Below are 16,765 nucleotides of genomic sequence, written 5' to 3'. Positions count from 1 at the left end.
TCATAATGGATTTTAATCAAGAAGTACTGTCAGTTTTAGCAGAGGTATGTCAGGACGATATCGTAAAGGAAAATCCGGATATTGATATTTTCGAAGAAGGAATCCTCGATTCCTTCGGCACGGTGGAATTGCTGCTCGCATTCGAAAGCCACTTTAACATCACAGTGCCGATTACAGAGTTTGACCGGGATGCATGGAACACGCCAAATCAAATCATAAAGCAGCTGAATGAGTTGAGATAATGAAAAAGCGTTTTTTATTCGGGCCAATCATCTTGGCATTTTTACTTTTTTTCACCGCGATCTTGATCCCAAATGCATGGCTGGCAAAGCTGGTTCCTAAAGATCGCGTCGAAACTTCAGCTACAGAAATAAACCCGATGATGTTCCAGGGTATGTATCTTCAAGGCAAAGCGCTTGAAGATCCGAAATATCTGCCGATTTACGGTTCATCGGAATTGTCCCGGTTAGATGCCTTTCATCCGTCTAACTATTTTAAAGTAAACAATCAAGGGTTCACGCCTTACCTGGTCGGGAAAGGCGGTTCACAGTCCTTGATTCATGCAATCAACTTTGCGGCGCAGTCTGATCATTTAAAAGGCAAAAAAATCGTTTTCATTATTTCTCCGCAGTGGTTTCAAAAAGACGGCTCAGACGAAGCCCACTTTGCGCCGAACTTCTCGGCTTTGCAGGCATACGATCTTGTGTTCAATCAAAATGTCGATCCCGAGCTGAAGAAAAAAATGATCAAACGCATGCTTAAATTTCATGCAGTTACAAATGACGCTCTGCTTTCAGCCCTTTTTAAAGCCGAGCTCGATCAGGACAAAGTGGCGCTGTCTCTTCTGACGCCGCCGGCAAAAGCTTACCGGAGCATTCTGGAGAAAAAGGATATCTACTATTCCATGGTTGAAGGAAACGGACCGAAGCGGACCATTTCCCAGGATGTAAAAAACAAATCGTGGGATGAATTAAAGCAGATGGCCGAAAAGGTCGGCGCCAAAGAATCGCGCAAAAATGAGTTTAAAATCTCAAACGGCGTTTATAAGAAATTGAAGGCGAAGCTGAAAAAGCTTAAAGGCCACAATAAAAAGATGAACTACGCCGAGTCAGTCGAGTTCCACGATTTCCATCTCATGATGGATGTTCTGAAAGAATCCGGCGCAGAACCGCTGTTCATCTCGGTTCCGGTCCACGGCAAGTTTTACGACTATACCGGCTTCCCTAAAAAAGGCCGGACAGATTTCTATAAAAAGATTAAAAAAGAAATCGAACAAGAAGGCTTTCAAGTTGCTGATTTAACGAATCATGAATATGATCCATACTTCTTGAAAGATACGCTCCACCTTGGCTGGAAAGGCTGGGTTTACGTCGATCAGGAGATCGAATCCTTTTATAAAAAACAATCATAAAAAAGGATTCCCCTATGGGGAGTCCTTTTTTTGCCCGATTTAAATTTTTAAAGTTTCCAAAAATTCTATTTTACAAATTTCTCTGAAATCTATTGCGATTATCAAGAGAAGGTTTAAAATAGAAGATAAATATTTTTTGGAAAAAGACTAGAAACGGCAGGGAGAATGAATATGACAAAACAAACGATCAGCGTACAGCTCAGTACAGCAAAAAAGCAAAAACCAGAGGCTGACCGGCTCGAATTCGGCCGGACATTTACCGACCACATGTTTATCATGGACTATACGGCTGAAAACGGCTGGCACGATCCGAGAATCGTTCCTTATCAGCCGATTGAAATGGACCCGGCGGCAATGGTTTACCACTACGGGCAGTCCGTTTTTGAAGGGTTAAAAGCTTACTTATCAAGCGAAGGCAGAGTTCTTCTGTTCAGACCTGAAAAAAACTTCGAGAGACTCAATAAATCCAACGACCGCCTCTGCATTCCGCGGGTTGATCCTGACACCGTTCTGGAAGGGCTGAAGCAGCTGGTTCAGATCGACAAAGAGTGGATTCCTCAAGCTGAGGGGACATCCCTTTATATCCGTCCGTTCATTATTTCAACGGAACCGTACCTCGGCGTCGCCCCGTCCAATATGTATAAAATGCTGATCATTTTATCGCCGGTCGGATCTTATTACAAAGAAGGCATCCGCCCTGTGAAAATTGCCGTTGAAAGCGAATTTGTCCGTGCTGTGGCAGGCGGTACAGGCAATGCGAAAACGGCCGGAAACTACGCGGCGAGCCTGAAGGCTCAGGAAGTGGCGGAAAGCAAAGGCTTCTCGCAAGTGCTTTGGCTTGACGGAGTTGAAAAGAAATACATTGAAGAAGTAGGCAGCATGAACATCTTCTTCAAAATCAGCGGTGAAATTATCACTCCGGCTCTGAACGGAAGCATTTTGGAAGGCATTACGAGAAATTCCGTCATCCATTTATTAAAACAATGGGGACTTTCCGTAACCGAAAGAAAAATTTCAGTTGATGAACTGGTTCAGGCTCACAAAGACGGCCTGCTTGAAGAAGCGTTCGGCACCGGAACCGCCGCTGTCATTTCCCCGGTCGGCGAGCTGATCTGGAAAGACGAAAGCCTTGTGATCAACAGCGGGCAAACAGGCGAAATCGCCAAAAGGCTCTACCAAACGATCACCGGTATTCAAAAAGGCGCTTTGCCAGACACATTCGGCTGGACAGTTGAAGTTGATAAAGTCAGCCAGTCCTGCTAAGCGGTTTAAGCTCTCTTTTGCAAAAAAGAGGGCTTGCACCCTTATCGCGAAATGTGCCGGCGGTTTCCACACCGCTCCCCATCTTTTTCATTCCGCCTAGTCAATCCTCCGCACAAAACGATTCCATTTTATATATTTTATGTTAAAATTATCAATAACCATACCGTAAAGGAGAGATTATCCGTTCTCATGTAACATGCAAATCAAGAAAGGACGCTGAACAATGGATCAAACAAAATTGAGCGTCTGGGAAAAGAATTACACGTTCCTTTTCATCTCCAGGCTAATCAAAATCTCGGCTGACTGTTTTGCCTTCAACTCTATTTTATGGTTCTTAATTTTTGACGGAAAAGGTGCAATCGGTACCTCCCTGCTTCTTGCCGTCACTTTCCTCCCCGAAGCCTTTTTGGCGCCGGTTACAGGGCCTTTAGTCAAAAGAAGCGCCCTGAAATTCTGGATGTATTTTTCGGATTTAACAAGAGCAGCCGTCGTCATTACAATACCGATTTGCTACTTAAACGGCTTTTCACCGATGTGGTTTGTTTTAGGGCTCATGATCATCCATTCGGCAACAGGTGCGACTTATAACCCGGCGTCGATTACGCTGATTCCGCAGATCGTGAACGAAAATCTCATCCAAAAAGCCAACGCGATTCTCCAGTCTTCTTCAGAAGTCATCAGGCTGGGAGCCGTTACATTGTGCGGAGTGCTGCTGACTTTTATCGGCCCTGCAACGACTTTGGTCTTTTCATTTATCTTTTATATCATATCGGGCCTATTCGTGCTTTGCATCAAATACACCATCACCCGGAATCAATCACAATCTAAGTCTCCTGCTCAAAGAGGTACATATTTTGCGAGATTAAAAAGAGGATTTACATTAGTGAAAAACCACAAAATATTATATCCGCTGGCGATTTATTGCATCTTCATGAACCTGGCGGCTTCACCATGGGAAGCCCTTTCTGCGGTATATGTTGCAGAGGATTTAAACGGAACGCCGTTCATCCACTCGCTGCTGAAGGCTACGACGGCAGGAGGAGCATTTTCACTCGGTTTTATCCTTGCAAAAGTAAAAATCAACAAGTACGGACTCCTTTTCATCACGGCAGGCATTCTTGAAGGTGCGGCTTATTTTATCGCAGGACTGAATACTTTTCTGCCGCTCGTATTTCTCGCCGCCTTTGCATTCGGAGCAGCCATCAGCTCGATCAATGTCCCCGAATTCACGATTATCCAGACATCTGTCGAAGGGGATGACCAGCCTCAAGTGTTCGCAGTCATCCATATGATCACAAATCTATCGCTTCCTTTAGGGGCAATTGCCTGCGGATATGCCGCAAAAACGCTTGGCGCGGGAAGCGTGATCGCAATCGGCGGCTTCATCGAAATCATTGCGGGCATCGGCATCCTCATCTTCACTCAGCTTGCCAAAGCCCGGCAGTCAGATCTGGTCAAAGAAAAAGAAGCAAGCGCAAATATGTAAGCATGAATGGGACGGCCGCTGTTTCGCCGGGCCATTCGGAAACGGCGGCGCCTATATCTATTAAAAGGTTCCGGCTGACACACCGGAACCTCAATTTTATTCCTATGCTTCTACAGATCTAAAAAACTGCGGAAGATGCGCTTTATGCGCTTCAAGCATTTCATCCAGTATTAGTTTCGCAATTTTGTCGGACGGAACGAGCGGGTTGATTGTCATGGCGACAAGCGCGGTGTTGTAATCACCTGTAACAGCCGCTTCAGCCGCAACGCGTTCGAATGATTTGATTTGCTGGACAAGACCTCTCACGGTGACAGGCAAATCTCCGACCGCGATCGGTTTCGGCCCGTTTTTCGTCATGACACAGTTGACCTCCACTGCGGAGTCATCCGGAATGCTTGCGATCGCTCCGTTATTCATCGTGTTGACAGGCTGAATGTCGTGCTTGTCATTATAAATCGAGCTGATCAAGTTGCAGGCGGCATCACTGTAATATGCCCCGCCGCGCTTTTCAAGCTGGGGCGGTTTGATCGCCAGCTCCGGATCTTTATACAGCTCAAACAGTTCCTTTTCAACTTGCTGAACGACCTCTGCACGCGTTCCTTCCGTTTTTGAAGCCTCCAGTTCATGTTCGAGCATCTCCTGCGTTTTGTAGTAGTAGCGGTGGTAGCCGCACGGAATCAGGCCGAGGCCCCGGATAAAGTCGGGTTCCCACGATTCTCCGGAGATGTTTTTCATCGTCATCGCATTTTCGGGATCTGCCATCGCTTCGATCACTTTGTCTTTGACGCTGACACCGTCCAGGAAAACGTCGAGTCCGAACACCATATGATTTAATCCGGCAAATTGAATGTTTATGCGGCTTTCATCAACATCGAGCGCTTTTGCAACCCCCATCTTCATGCCGATCGGCACATTGCAGAGCCCGACGACTTTTTTCAAATTAGAGTAGCGGAGCAGTGCTTCAGTTACCATGCCTGCCGGGTTGGTAAAGTTGACAAGCCACGCGTCAGGGCACAGTTCTTCGATGTCTTTTGCAATCTCAAGGATAACCGGAATGGTGCGGAGCCCTTTGAAAAGACCGCCCGGTCCATTTGTTTCCTGTCCGATCACCCCGTATTTTAATGGAATTCGTTCATCTTTTGCTCTCGCTTCGAGCAAACCGACGCGGAATTGCGTCGTGACAAAATCAGCATCTTTTAAAGCCTCTCTGCGGTCGAGCGTCAGATGAATTTCGATCGGGACGCCCGCTTTTTCGACCATTCGCTTCGCCAGCGTGCCGACGATATTGAGTTTTTCTTCCCCTTCCGGTATATCGACGAGCCAAAGCTCGCTGACCGGAAGTTCGTCATGTCGTTTGATTAATCCTTCGACAAGCTCGGGCGTATAACTAGAACCTCCGCCAATTGTTACGATTTTCAATCCTTTATTCATCAATTGACACCTCCGTGGACATTCATTTTTTCATACAGCTCGACAATCTCCGCGGCCAAATCTTTCATGGTCATCGCATTCATTAAATGATCTTGCGCATGAATCATGAGAAGTGAGGGTTCGGTTTTCGTCCCCTTCGCTTCATTTTGAATCAAAGCTGTCTGAAAGTGATGCGCCTTGATCAGTTCTTCGTCAGCTGCCCGAATCTTTTCTTTTGCAGCGGCGAAATCTCCCTTTTTGGCTTCGGCTATCGCTTCCATGCAAAAGCTCCTGCCGTTTCCTCCGTGAAGGATAATTTGAAATATCGTTCGTTCCAATTCCTCGGACATCTTGGCACCCCTTTTCTATACACTGGCCTGTTGACCGTCGCTTACGGCCGTCCCGGCCTCCAGTTCGCTCTCTTCTCTCAGCTTTTGTTGATCCCACATTCTAAAGAACGGATAGTATACGACAAACGAGATCAACAGATTGATCAGCTGCATGACCGCTCCGGAAATTTTCCCTCCTGTTGCTAAATATCCGGAAAAGCCGGGCGGCATTGTCCACGGCACCGCAATCCCGGCAGGCTTTGCGACAAGACCTGTACTCATTCCAATATAGGTTGCCGTTAACATTAACAGCGGCGACACGATGAACGGAATCAGCAGCATCGGATTCATGACGATCGGCATGCCGAAAATAATCGGTTCGTTGATGTTAAAAATAGCGGGACCGATGGCTAGTCTGCCGAGCTGTTTCATCTGTTTGCTTCGCGCTCTAACAAACATCGTAATGACCAAAGCCAAAGTGGCGCCGCTTCCGCCGATGTTAACCCAAATCTCAAAAAACTGTGTCGTAAAGATGTTCGGGAGCGCTTCACCGGCTTGGAAAGCAAGACGGTTTTCGTCCATCGCACCGTACCAGATCGGCGACATCACTCCGCCGACAATGTTTGCTCCGTGAAGGCCGCAGGACCACAGCAGCATTTTCACAGTTTCGGCGACAAGGCTTCCGCCGAGACTGCCTCCAAGGATGGACAGAGGTGTGCCTAAAAGTACGTTGACGACATTATGGAGGCTTTCAAACGGCGTCATTTCAATTAAAAGACGCGCCACCCAGATCGAGCCGATAACGGCGAATCCCGGAATCAGAGCGATAAATGATTTGCTGACAGCCGGCGGTACGCCGTCCGGCATTTTGACGACAATATCCTTTTGAACGACCCAGCGGTAAACCTCAGTCGAGAACATCGCGATCAGCATGCCGACAAACAGACCTTTGCTTCCCATTAATGAAATCGGGATGCCGCCTGACACTAAAATTTCCTCTGTTGCGCCTTCAGGTGTGAACGGAATCTGGTATGGGGTCGCAAGCAGAAAAGCTGCTACGGCAATGGCGCCTGATGACAGAGCATCAATGTCGTATTTCTCGGCCAGGCGGTAGGCGATGCCGAACGTTGCGATCAGCGCCATAATGTCAAAGCTGACATTAACCGGGTAGCTTAATTTATCAGCCCATTGCTCGCCGAAAATCCCTGCCATGAATTCCGGATATCCCGGAATCGGCAAATTGGCTAAGATGAGAAACAGCGATCCGATAATGATTAATGGCATGGTCAGAATAATACCGTCTCTGAGAGCCTGCAAATGGCGCTGAGCGGCAATTCTGCCGGCAACCGGCATGACCTTCTCCTCTAAAAACGCATTAAACTTATTCACTTGTGCCGCCTCCTTTAAGAGCCGGCAAGCTGTTCGGCGGATTTTAACACTTCTGCTCCATTACAAGTTCCGTAATGGACCGTATTGATGACATCGACGGGTACACCTTTCGATTCTCCTAATTTTTTTAATTGCGGGAGCATGTAACGGACTTGCGGGCCAAGAAGCAAGACGTCGGCTTTATCGATATGATTCTGAACCTCTCCGCCGGAAACGGCCCAGATTTTATAGTCTTTGCCTTGTTCCTCTGCACTTTTTTCCATTTTCGTCACAAGCAGACTCGTTGACATTCCTGCAGCGCAAGCTAATAAGATATTCATGTTCAAATGTCCCCCTTTTACTTATCGTGTCTGATCTCTTTTACAGTTCTATCATATAATGAAACCGTTTTCATATACACTTAATGATTTTCCTCAGCGAAGAGGAAAAAAGACAAGGGGACATCTTTATTTAGCATATCGATGAGCCGGCCCGCTTTTTTTGAAGACGGACATAAACTCCCCGTACGTTTTGCATTTCAGAAGTTCCCGGACAATCGCCCTGTCATCTAAAACACGGCCCAAAAATTTGTACATCTCTTGCAAATTTGCTGTATTGTCCTTTTCCACGCAAAGAAGGCAAACGAATTGAACCCTCTTATTCTCCCAGACTATCGGTTTTTGCAGCGTGCAAACCGCCCAAAAAGTCGAATCGGTTTTTGGTGTCATCGGATGCGGAATCGCAACCAGATTGCCGAAGCAAGTGGGCGCAACGGCCTCCCGTTCAAAGACGGAGGCTTCAAGCCCCGCGTCTGCAAGCCCGGATTGCGTCACTTTTCCGCACAGAAAGCGGAGGACCTCCTCTCTGGAAGACAGGCTTTCCTGCAAAAAGACGAGTTCTTTTTTCGTATATGTCGAAGCGATTCCGTCATCTTCGGCAAGCACTTGTTCTATTTTCGTTAAATCCCCCCCTCCCAATATGGCGTTTACTTGAATCACCGGAATGGGAAGCTCAGCGGACAGCGGTATGGTGCTGATGACAAAGTCGAGTGCATGGAGCGACATTAGATTCAGCTTGTAGTAATCAACCGTTCCAAGAATTTCAAGCTTTGAACCGAATGTTGCTCGCAGTCTGTCTTGAAGCAGCATGGCGCTTCCGGCTCCTGACGCACAGACAATCATACAGCGTTTTGAGGGCCTGTTCATGTTGCGTCTTTCCATGGCTGCGCCGATATGCAGAGCGAGATAGCCGACCTCGCTTTCCTGAATGTCAAATCCCGTCTCTTTTTTGATGACTTCACCGGCTTGAATCCCGGCTTCAAATGCGAGGGGATAATTGGCTTTAATTGCGTCCAGCATCGGATTTCTGATATTCATGCCGTATCTGCAGCGATTCAGAGCCGGTTTCAGGTGAAGACCGAGACCGATTTTCAATTCTTTGTCATTCCCAATGCCGAGGGTCAATTTTTGATCGATGGCTTTCATAATCAATTGCGTCAGCCGGTCTGTCTCTTCATCCATCATGTTTTCGATTGTATCGCTGCGAATGGAGGCCATAACCGTCCTTTTCGCGCCAAGCAGATGAATGGCGATGTAGGCTGTTTCTTTTTCCGGAAAGCCCACTTGCAGCTTTTGTTCAAGAGTGCGGACAATCGCCCTCGCCACTTCATATTCTTTATGATTCATAACCTCCTTTACATCTGTGGAATAAAGAGAAACATGTTTTCCGCTGCGGATGCGTTTGCATGCAATGGCGACGTGGATGAGAAGGTTGTTTAGTCCGATATCTGAAAGAGAAATGTGATCTTCGCTTATTTTTTCTAAAATCGTCTGACGGATCATAGCAAGCTCTTCTTTTGGAAGAATGGATATCCGGGTGTTCATAATATCAGTATCCGTTTCCCGCTTTGGAAAAAGGTGCTCTGCGATGCAGGATCGCAGCTTCATCTCATCTCCCTTCAGCTTAAAGCCGTAATTCGGTTTGATCTTCAGTTCAATGTCGTAAGGTTTGAGCCTTTTCTTCACATCTCTCATATCGTTTTGGACCGTCGATTTGCTGATAAACATCTCACCGGCTAAATCTTCAAGTTTGACATACTCCTCAGTTAAGAGAAGCCTTTTTAATAAATAGAGAATACGCTCATTCGGAAAAACGGGAGTAGAAAGCTCTTCATGAAATGTGTGCTGCAGAAGCTGGCGAAAGAGGCGGTCATTCTTGATGGAGAGCCGATAGCCTGCACCTCTAATCGATTGGACGGCAGCGCCGTGTTTGGAGAGAAGCCGGTCTAATTCTTTCACATCTGACCTGATCGTCCGAGAGGTCACATTTAGCTCATTGGCCAAATATGTGCTGGTTAACGGTGATTCTGCTCCTATCAATTCGCCGAGGATAAGCTTAAGCCGAGCATTGAGCATAGAAAAAGACCCTCCCACTAAGATACTTGAATCGAGACCAAACCTATACACTGAGGTATATTCATTCTTTTTGTGAAATTTGTCTCATAGTTAAGTAAATTCTATTATGGTTGCGCTTTCAAGTCAATTTGGCCTTTTTCCAAGAAAAAAAGCCGGTTTACCCGGCTTTCAGATTCTTTTTCTCTCTTCGGTTTTTGATGATTTTCCATGCGATCGGATAGATGACAGGCGCCCATTTGACGGCGCTTTTAAACATTTTTTTCATAGCTTGGCTCCCTCCTGTTTTTTTACTGTTTTCCCTGTTGAACGGGAGCCAAACCTTTTAACTATCTTGAGACGTAGCGGTTTCCTTTTATCCAGAATCGCCAAGGGTATTCCCTCGCTTCTCCTGAGTTGTCAATGCCAATTCGCGGACCGCTTAAAATGTCCTGGGGTTCATACCCTTTTGCGATATAAAGCGGAGGCGTTGTCAGCGGTCTGCCGTAATCGTTCATCGTGATGGAAAGCGCTTTTGTCAGCTTTCCCGGTCCGTTCGTCCAATCGCGCGGTTTCTTTCCGCTTCTACGCTTCTCCATCAGCGCGAGGCCTTCATGGGGTTCAAGCGCTCTGATCAGCACGGCCTCAGGTTCATCGGCCCCTCCGCTTACAACATTGATGAGTGTGTGGGTGTGCATGGTGTACGTATAGACCACTCCGGCTTCATGATACATGATTTCCGTACGTTTCGTCCGGCGGTTGCAGTAGCTGTGCGCCGCTCTGTCTCCGGGCCCTTTATAAGCCTCTGTCTCCACAATATATCCTGAAGCAGTCCCTTCTTCTGTTTCTTTGACGAGCAGACAGCCCAACAGGGATTGGGCGAGTTCGATTGTTGGTTTGTTGTAAAATTCGAGCGGAAGAGGTTCGTGAGCTGGATTCATTTTTGGACGGCCTCCTTTTTGCTCTAAGGCGAAACGCCTCTTTGTCGATTGTGATATATTTTACCATTTTCAACAGACGGGATGCCAGAAATGAAGGCGCCTTGATTGAGAGGATGATCTTCATTGATTTTATTTTTCGGTCTTTCGTGGATGACATTGACATATCTGTATTATTGTATACAATAATAATTATATTCTGAAAAAAGGAGGCGAAAGCTTTTTTCATGCACTCTTCAAATCCAGTCAAAAGACAGTCTGCAAGTGATTACGCTTACAACGAATTAAGAACGAAAATTATCGAACTTGAATACCCTCCCTCTGAACAGCTTGCTGAAGACAGTCTTGCAAAGGGTTTAAACATCAGCAGAACGCCTCTTCGCCAGGCTCTTTACCGGCTGGAGCTTGAAGGATTAGTCAGTAAACAGCCGAACGGCCGGCTTCGCGTATGCCCGATTTCGCTCGCTGAAGCGAAAGAGGTTTTTAAAGTTCGGGAAGCGCTTGAAGGACTGCTCACTGCCGAAGCCGCACAGCTGGTGACGCCGGAGACCCTTCATCAGCTTGAAGACCGCATCGAACTGATGAAACTGGCTGCCGTAAAGGGCCGCAAAACAGATACGGTCAAGTACGGATCAGAATTTCATTCCATCTTGCACGCCATCAGCACAAATGCAACCGCAAAACGTTTTCTGGATCAGCTTGAAAGCAGGATTGAACGGTATCGCAGAATCAGCGGATACAAAAATCCTGACTACAAACCGTCTGTATCTTTCAATGAACATTTGGACATTTTTAATGCCGTCAAAGAAAAAAACAGCGTTTTGGCAGAAGCCGCCATGCGTTCCCACATTAAACGAAGCTTGCGTTCCATTGAAGAAACGCTGGAACGTTCATACTAATCCGCCGAAAAGCCAATGCCATTCTCACAGCACGTTTTTTTTGACACAAAAGTTAAAAAACGAATAAGAGGTGGAAAAATGGGCAAACAAGGTGTATTTAAACCGGGATTAGAAGGCGTTATTGCTGGGGAAACAAACATTTCCTACTTAGATACGGAAGCGGAACAAATCGTCATTAAAGGCTATGATTTAATCGAACTTGCAGAACAAAAAACATATCTTGACCTCGTCTATCTTCTCCTTCAAAATAAACTGCCTGATCCAATGGAATTGCAAGGAATTGAAAGCGCTATAAAAAATTCGTATGAACTGCCCGGCGGAATCTATACCATTCTGAAGGCGCTTCCGAATAACACCCATCCGATGGATGCCCTTCGAACCGGGATTTCCGCTTTGGCAGGATATGATCCCGAATTGAATGACAGGTCTCCATCAGCAAACAGAAGCAAAGCGTTGCGCTTGATCGCACAGGTTCCGAATATTACCGCCAACAGCTACCGCATCCTTCACCAGAAAAATGTCATCACGCCTGATAAACAGCTTTCATTCAGCCAGAACTTTTTATACATGCTGACGGAAAAAGAACCGACTCCGCAAGAAACAGCCGTCTTTGATCAAACATTAATGCTGTACAGCGAGCACGAAATGCCGAACTCCACATTTGCAGCAAGGGTCATCGCATCGACAAACACAGACATATACGGTGCTTTCACAGGCGCCGCGGCATCGCTTAAAGGACATTTGCACGGCGGCGCGAATGAAGCAGTGATGTACATGCTGCTCGAAGGAAAAACAAAGTCGGGCTTCTGCAAGCTGATTGAGCATAAGTTAAGCAGAAAAGAAAAAATCATGGGCTTTGGGCACCGCGTCTATATGAAAAAAATGGACCCGCGCGCAGCCCTGCTGAAAAAGGCGCTCTATTCGCTATCTCATAAAACCGGAAGACAGGATTTATATGAGATGTGCGATGCCGGCGAAAAGCTGATGCGCGAAGAAAAAGGCCTGTATCCGAATCTCGACTACTATGCGGCTCCGGTCTATTATCTGCTCGGCATACCGATCGACCTCTATACTCCGATATTTTTCGCGGCACGTTCGGTCGGTCTAAGCGCACATGTCATTGAACAGCACGAAGACAACAGGCTGTTCCGCCCGAGAGTTCACTATACCGGACCGCGTCATCTTCATCCATAGTTCGCCTTTGATTCAGAAAGAAGGGAGATAAATGTTATGAAAACAGAAAGTCAAACGCTCCAACATTGCGATCAATTGCTGGAAGAGATCGCAGACTATACGGTAAATGCCAAGATTTCAAGCGAAGAAGCGATTGAAACCGCCCGTTACGTCTTAATGGATACACTGGGCTGCGGCCTTTTGGCGCTCAAATATCCGGAGTGCGCCAAACATCTCGGTCCGATTGCCCCGGGTACCGTCGTCCCGAACGGCACCCGCGTCCCGGGAACGCAATTTGAGCTCGATCCTGTTCACGGAGCCTTCAATATCGGCTGCATGATCCGCTGGCTCGATTATAATGACACATGGCTGGCAGCCGAATGGGGCCACCCGTCAGATAACCTTGGAGCGATTTTAGCCTGCGCTGACTATGTCAGCAGGCAGCGGCTCGCGGCGGGCAAGGAACCGCTTACCATTCACGATGTATTAACGGCAATTGTGAAGGCTCATGAAATCCAAGGCGTTCTTGCTCTCGAGAACAGCTTAAACAGAAACGGGCTTGACCATGTGCTATTTGTAAAAGTCGCCTCCACTGCTGTGGCATGCTCACTATTGGGGGGGACAAAACAGGATGTTGTCAACGCCGTCTCCCAAGCCTGGGTCGATAATTCAAGCCTGCGGACGTACCGCCACGCTCCGAATACCGGTTCGCGAAAGTCATGGGCAGCCGGTGATGCGACAAGCCGCGGCGTGAGGCTCGCAATGATGACCTTGAAAGGCGAAATGGGATATAAAACCGCTTTGTCCGCTCCAATGTGGGGGTTTCAGGATGTCCTATTCGGCGGAAAAGAATTGACGCTCTCCAGACCGCTCGACTCTTATGTCATCGAAAATGTCCTTTTTAAAATTTCATATCCGGCGGAATTCCATGCTCAAACGGCTGCTGAAGCCGCGATCAGGCTTCATCCTGAAGTGAAGGACAGACTTGATGAGATCGATCAAATCGTGATCACGACGCACGAATCGGCCATCCGGATTATCGACAAAACGGGAGAATTACACAATCCGGCTGACCGTGATCACTGTCTTCAGTATATAACAGCGATCGGACTGATTTACGGCGATATTACCGCTGACCATTACGAAGACGAAACCGCGCAAAATCCGGAGATCGACAGGCTGCGCGAAAAAATGACGACAGTCGAAAACAAACAGTATTCTACCGATTATCTCGACCCGGAAAAACGCTCGATCGCCAACGCTGTTCAAGTGTTCTACAAAGACGGCACACACTCGGAAAAAATCGCGGTCGAATACCCGATTGGTCATCGGCGCCGCCGCAACGAAGGCATCCCGCTGTTAAAAGATAAATTTATCAATAACTTAAAAACGCGCTTTCCGGCGGGGCAAGCGGAGCGAATCAACGCCCTGCTGAACGATCCTCGCCAATTAAGCGGTACACCTGTGCCGGACTTTATGGAATTGTTTGTGATTTAGGAGGTGTTGAATATGTGGATTGTCTCGAAACAATCAACTCAGGAAGAACTGGCCATTGCATTCAGAAAGCTGATGAAAGCGCCTGATATTTTGAAAATACCCGGGGTTCATGACGGGATGGCAGCCATTACCGCAAAAAACATCGGCTTCAAAGCGCTCTATCTCTCCGGGGCAGCCTACACGGCAAGCCGCGGGCTCCCTGATCTCGGAATGATTCACTCCCAGGAAATCGCTGAAAAAGCCAGCGAACTTGTGAGAGCCGCAAATCTTCCGCTTTTGGTCGATATCGACACCGGCTACGGCGGTGTCCTAAATGCGGCACGCACAGCGGCTGAAATGGCTGAGAGCCGGGTCGCAGCCGTTCAAATCGAAGATCAGCAGCTGCCTAAAAAATGCGGACATTTAAACGGAAAGACGCTTGTCCCGGCAGAAGACATGATCGCAAAAATTAGAGCGATAAAAGAAACCGCCCCTTCGCTCGTCATTGTGGCACGCACGGACGCAAGAGCAGCGGAAGGGATGGAAGCCGCCGTCAGACGCGCCAATTTATATGCCGACGCGGGAGCCGATGCCATCTTTCCGGAAGCATTAACGAGCGCCGCCGAATTCCAGGAAATGGCCTCCTCCATTAAAGCGCCGCTCCTCGCCAATATGACCGAATTCGGAAAAACGCCTTATTACACGGCGGACGAATTCCAAATGCTCGGCTGCAGCATGGTGATTTACCCGGTGACTTCCCTGCGCGCTGCCGCGAAAGCTTATGAACGGGTCTTCGCGGAAATTTTCGAAAAAGGCACGCAAAAGGGTGTACTCAATGACATGCAGACGCGCGAAGAATTATACGATGCGATTCATTACTACGACTATGAAAAACTGGACGAAAATATCGCCAAAACGGTGCTTCCCGAAATCGGAAAAGAACATCGTTGATACGCGAAAAAAGGCTGCCGAAATTGTCGGCAGCCTTCTCCATTTACAGCAGCTGCATCAACGCGCCGCCGGCAGCACCGGCCGCAACGATGATCCATGGCGGGAGCTTCCAGTAGACAAGCAGGCTGAACAAAACCGCGGCGAATGCAAAATCGATCGGCGCCAATATCGAGCTGGTCCAGATCGGATGATAAAATGCGGAAATCAACATTCCCACAACGGCTGCATTCACTCCCATTAAAGCGCCTTTTACTTTAGGATTGCGGCGCAGCGTATCCCAGAAGGGCAGCGTCCCCAGAATCAGCAGGAACGCCGGCAGAAAAATCGCCGCTGTGGCGAGCAATCCGCCTTGCCAGCCGCTGATCACCGCACCAAGATATGCAGCGAATGTAAACAAAGGCCCCGGGACAGCTTGAGCGGCTCCATACCCGGCTAGAAAAGCCTCTTCGCTTAACCATCCCGTCGGTACAAATTCCCGTTCTAATAACGGCAAGACCACATGCCCTCCTCCGAAGACCAAAGAACCCGACCTGTAAAAACTGTCAAACATAGCAATCCAGCCGGAAGATGTCATTTCTCTGAGCACCGGCAGCAGCATGAGAAGCCCGAAAAACAAGCTGAGACAAATCGCCGCAAACCGGCGCGACACAGGAAACCGCATGACGGAATCATCCGTTTCAGCTTGCTCTTTATAGATCAGATAACCGGCGAAAGCGGCAAGCAGGATGACGCCGACCTGTGTAAAAGCCGTCTGCCAGAGAAGGGTGGCGACTAGAGCAAACAGCGCGATCGCCTTGCGCTTTTTATCAGGTGTCAGCTTTTGCGCCATCCCTATAATGGCATGGGCGACTACGGCTACGGCTACGATTTTCAACCCATGAATCCAGCCGGCTGTCCCGATATCGAAGCCTTGCAGAATCATGGCAAATAATACGAGTGCTATGACAGATGGGAGAGTAAACCCGATGAACGCTAGGATGCCTCCAATGATGCCAGCTCGCATGACACCGATTCCGATCCCCACCTGGCTGCTGGCAGGGCCGGGCAGGAACTGGCATAAAGCGACCAGATCGGCATAGTTTTTTTCGTCCATCCATTTTCTTTTGCGGACATATTCGGCATGAAAATATCCTAAATGGGCGATCGGTCCTCCGAACGATGTCAACCCAAGCCTGGTTGAAACGAATAGAATGTCAAGCAGCGACCTCAAGCTTCTGTCCGCTTTATGCTTTGTCATCATTCCACTCCTCTATTCTTTAATTTCTTTAAAAAGTTCATATGCTTTCAACCTTGCTTCCTTCAGTACGCTTGCTCCTTTTTCCGTGGTTGAGTAGTATTTTCTGATTTTCCCGTCCACATTCTGTTCTTCTTTTCGAAGAAGTCCGTCAGATTCCATTGAATGAAGGATCGGATACAGCGTTCCCGCACTGATGTTATATCCGTGCTCTTTCAATTCCTCTAGCATCCACAATCCGAAAATCGGATGTTCGCTGGCATGGTGCAAAATATGAATTTGAATAAATCCCAGAAATAGCTTTCGCAATACTTTATCTTCCAATACCGCACCCCCTTAACGAAATCCAATATCGAAATCCGATATCGATAGTTTATAACGAAAGTGTAGCATCGGTTCTCTCTCTTTTCAAGGTCTTTTGCCCTTAAAAAAACAAG

16 protein-coding genes are annotated in these 16,765 nt (G+C 47.6%); 8 read left to right on the top strand and 8 right to left on the bottom strand.

The genetic code is table 11. From position 1 onward, the window contains the following. Nucleotides 1-5: 5 nt before the first annotated feature. From dltC to MST20_RS08665, 4 genes are all read left to right on the top strand, one after another. Nucleotides 6-242 (top strand): D-alanine--poly(phosphoribitol) ligase subunit 2, encoded by a 237-nt coding sequence (gene dltC / locus MST20_RS08680; protein ID WP_003186284.1) that lies wholly within the window; start codon nt 6-8, stop codon nt 240-242. Beyond that, on the top strand, nt 242-1,411 hold the full coding sequence (dltD, locus tag MST20_RS08675) for a D-alanyl-lipoteichoic acid biosynthesis protein DltD (protein WP_243941576.1): 1,170 nt from the start codon (nt 242-244) through the stop codon (nt 1,409-1,411). Before dltC ends, dltD begins: the two co-directional genes overlap by 1 nt. A 171-nt stretch (nt 1,412-1,582) precedes the next feature. Further along, the gene (locus MST20_RS08670) at nt 1,583-2,674 is read left to right on the top strand and encodes a branched-chain amino acid aminotransferase (protein WP_075751631.1); all 1,092 of its coding nucleotides are present in this window, start codon (nt 1,583-1,585) and stop codon (nt 2,672-2,674) included. Between the two features lie 223 nt (nt 2,675-2,897). Then, nucleotides 2,898-4,160, top strand: a complete 1,263-nt coding sequence (locus tag MST20_RS08665) for an MFS transporter (protein ID WP_243941574.1) — start codon at nt 2,898-2,900, stop codon at nt 4,158-4,160. A 102-nt stretch (nt 4,161-4,262) separates the two neighbouring features. Here the strand turns inward: MST20_RS08665 and licH are convergent, their stop codons facing one another. The 6 genes from licH to MST20_RS08630 form a co-directional block, all read right to left on the bottom strand. Further along, nucleotides 4,263-5,591: a 6-phospho-beta-glucosidase LicH gene (gene licH, locus MST20_RS08660; RefSeq protein ID WP_243941573.1), complete on the bottom strand. Its 1,329-nt coding sequence runs from the start codon at nt 5,589-5,591 to the stop codon at nt 4,263-4,265. Beyond that, nucleotides 5,591-5,920, bottom strand: a complete 330-nt coding sequence (locus MST20_RS08655) for a PTS lactose/cellobiose transporter subunit IIA (RefSeq protein ID WP_043926908.1) — start codon at nt 5,918-5,920, stop codon at nt 5,591-5,593. The genes licH and MST20_RS08655 overlap by 1 nt, the downstream gene beginning before the upstream one ends. 15 nt (nt 5,921-5,935) lie before the next feature. Then, a complete protein-coding gene (celB, locus tag MST20_RS08650) occupies nt 5,936-7,288 on the bottom strand; it encodes a PTS cellobiose transporter subunit IIC (protein WP_165428381.1) in 1,353 nt (450 codons plus the stop codon). A 14-nt stretch (nt 7,289-7,302) separates the two neighbouring features. Further along, nucleotides 7,303-7,608: a PTS lichenan transporter subunit IIB gene (gene licB, locus MST20_RS08645; protein WP_003186297.1), complete on the bottom strand. Its 306-nt coding sequence runs from the start codon at nt 7,606-7,608 to the stop codon at nt 7,303-7,305. 126 nt (nt 7,609-7,734) lie between these two features. Beyond that, nucleotides 7,735-9,681 (bottom strand): BglG family transcription antiterminator, encoded by a 1,947-nt coding sequence (locus MST20_RS08640; RefSeq protein ID WP_243941571.1) that lies wholly within the window; start codon nt 9,679-9,681, stop codon nt 7,735-7,737. Between the two features lie 326 nt (nt 9,682-10,007). Next, nucleotides 10,008-10,598: a DNA-3-methyladenine glycosylase gene (locus tag MST20_RS08630; protein WP_243941568.1), complete on the bottom strand. Its 591-nt coding sequence runs from the start codon at nt 10,596-10,598 to the stop codon at nt 10,008-10,010. 224 nt (nt 10,599-10,822) lie between these two features. Here MST20_RS08630 and MST20_RS08625 point away from each other — a divergent pair, with 224 nt between their 5' ends. From MST20_RS08625 to prpB, 4 genes are all read left to right on the top strand, one after another. Then, a complete protein-coding gene (locus tag MST20_RS08625) occupies nt 10,823-11,494 on the top strand; it encodes a GntR family transcriptional regulator (protein WP_243941566.1) in 672 nt (223 codons plus the stop codon). Nucleotides 11,495-11,572: 78 nt separating this feature from the next. Continuing rightward, the gene (gene mmgD, locus MST20_RS08620) at nt 11,573-12,688 is read left to right on the top strand and encodes a citrate synthase (RefSeq protein ID WP_243941564.1); all 1,116 of its coding nucleotides are present in this window, start codon (nt 11,573-11,575) and stop codon (nt 12,686-12,688) included. Between the two features lie 36 nt (nt 12,689-12,724). After that, complete coding sequence (locus tag MST20_RS08615; protein ID WP_243941563.1) at nt 12,725-14,164, top strand: bifunctional 2-methylcitrate dehydratase/aconitate hydratase; 1,440 nt, start codon at nt 12,725-12,727, stop codon at nt 14,162-14,164. Nucleotides 14,165-14,176: 12 nt separating this feature from the next. After that, nucleotides 14,177-15,094: a methylisocitrate lyase gene (gene prpB / locus MST20_RS08610; protein WP_243941561.1), complete on the top strand. Its 918-nt coding sequence runs from the start codon at nt 14,177-14,179 to the stop codon at nt 15,092-15,094. A 43-nt stretch (nt 15,095-15,137) separates the two neighbouring features. Here prpB and MST20_RS08605 read toward each other — a convergent pair whose 3' ends face one another. Beyond that, the gene (locus MST20_RS08605) at nt 15,138-16,331 is read right to left on the bottom strand and encodes a chromate transporter (RefSeq protein ID WP_243941559.1); all 1,194 of its coding nucleotides are present in this window, start codon (nt 16,329-16,331) and stop codon (nt 15,138-15,140) included. A gap of 12 nt (nt 16,332-16,343) precedes the next feature. Further along, nucleotides 16,344-16,652 (bottom strand): PadR family transcriptional regulator, encoded by a 309-nt coding sequence (locus MST20_RS08600; RefSeq protein WP_020453412.1) that lies wholly within the window; start codon nt 16,650-16,652, stop codon nt 16,344-16,346. Nucleotides 16,653-16,765 lie beyond the last annotated feature (113 nt).

Source organism: Bacillus sp. B19-2, assembly GCF_022832475.1.
GTDB lineage: Bacteria > Bacillota > Bacilli > Bacillales > Bacillaceae > Bacillus > Bacillus paralicheniformis.
This window is presented reverse-complemented; position numbering and strand designations above follow the sequence as displayed.

Bases quoted from the DNA above. Each gene is read 5' to 3' on its own strand.
- licH (WP_243941573.1), bottom strand. From the start codon at position 5,591: ATGAATAAAGGATTGAAAATCGTAACAATTGGCGGAGGTTCTAGTTAT.
- MST20_RS08615 (WP_243941563.1), top strand. From the start codon at position 12,725: ATGAAAACAGAAAGTCAAACGCTCCAACATTGCGATCAATTGCTGGAA.
- mmgD (WP_243941564.1), top strand. From the start codon at position 11,573: ATGGGCAAACAAGGTGTATTTAAACCGGGATTAGAAGGCGTTATTGCT.
- MST20_RS08630 (WP_243941568.1), bottom strand. From the start codon at position 10,598: ATGAATCCAGCTCACGAACCTCTTCCGCTCGAATTTTACAACAAACCA.
- prpB (WP_243941561.1), top strand. From the start codon at position 14,177: ATGTGGATTGTCTCGAAACAATCAACTCAGGAAGAACTGGCCATTGCA.
- MST20_RS08640 (WP_243941571.1), bottom strand. From the start codon at position 9,681: ATGCTCAATGCTCGGCTTAAGCTTATCCTCGGCGAATTGATAGGAGCA.
- MST20_RS08665 (WP_243941574.1), top strand. From the start codon at position 2,898: ATGGATCAAACAAAATTGAGCGTCTGGGAAAAGAATTACACGTTCCTT.
- MST20_RS08670 (WP_075751631.1), top strand. From the start codon at position 1,583: ATGACAAAACAAACGATCAGCGTACAGCTCAGTACAGCAAAAAAGCAA.
- MST20_RS08625 (WP_243941566.1), top strand. From the start codon at position 10,823: ATGCACTCTTCAAATCCAGTCAAAAGACAGTCTGCAAGTGATTACGCT.
- dltC (WP_003186284.1), top strand. From the start codon at position 6: ATGGATTTTAATCAAGAAGTACTGTCAGTTTTAGCAGAGGTATGTCAG.
- MST20_RS08605 (WP_243941559.1), bottom strand. From the start codon at position 16,331: ATGACAAAGCATAAAGCGGACAGAAGCTTGAGGTCGCTGCTTGACATT.
- dltD (WP_243941576.1), top strand. From the start codon at position 242: ATGAAAAAGCGTTTTTTATTCGGGCCAATCATCTTGGCATTTTTACTT.
- MST20_RS08655 (WP_043926908.1), bottom strand. From the start codon at position 5,920: ATGTCCGAGGAATTGGAACGAACGATATTTCAAATTATCCTTCACGGA.
- licB (WP_003186297.1), bottom strand. From the start codon at position 7,608: ATGAATATCTTATTAGCTTGCGCTGCAGGAATGTCAACGAGTCTGCTT.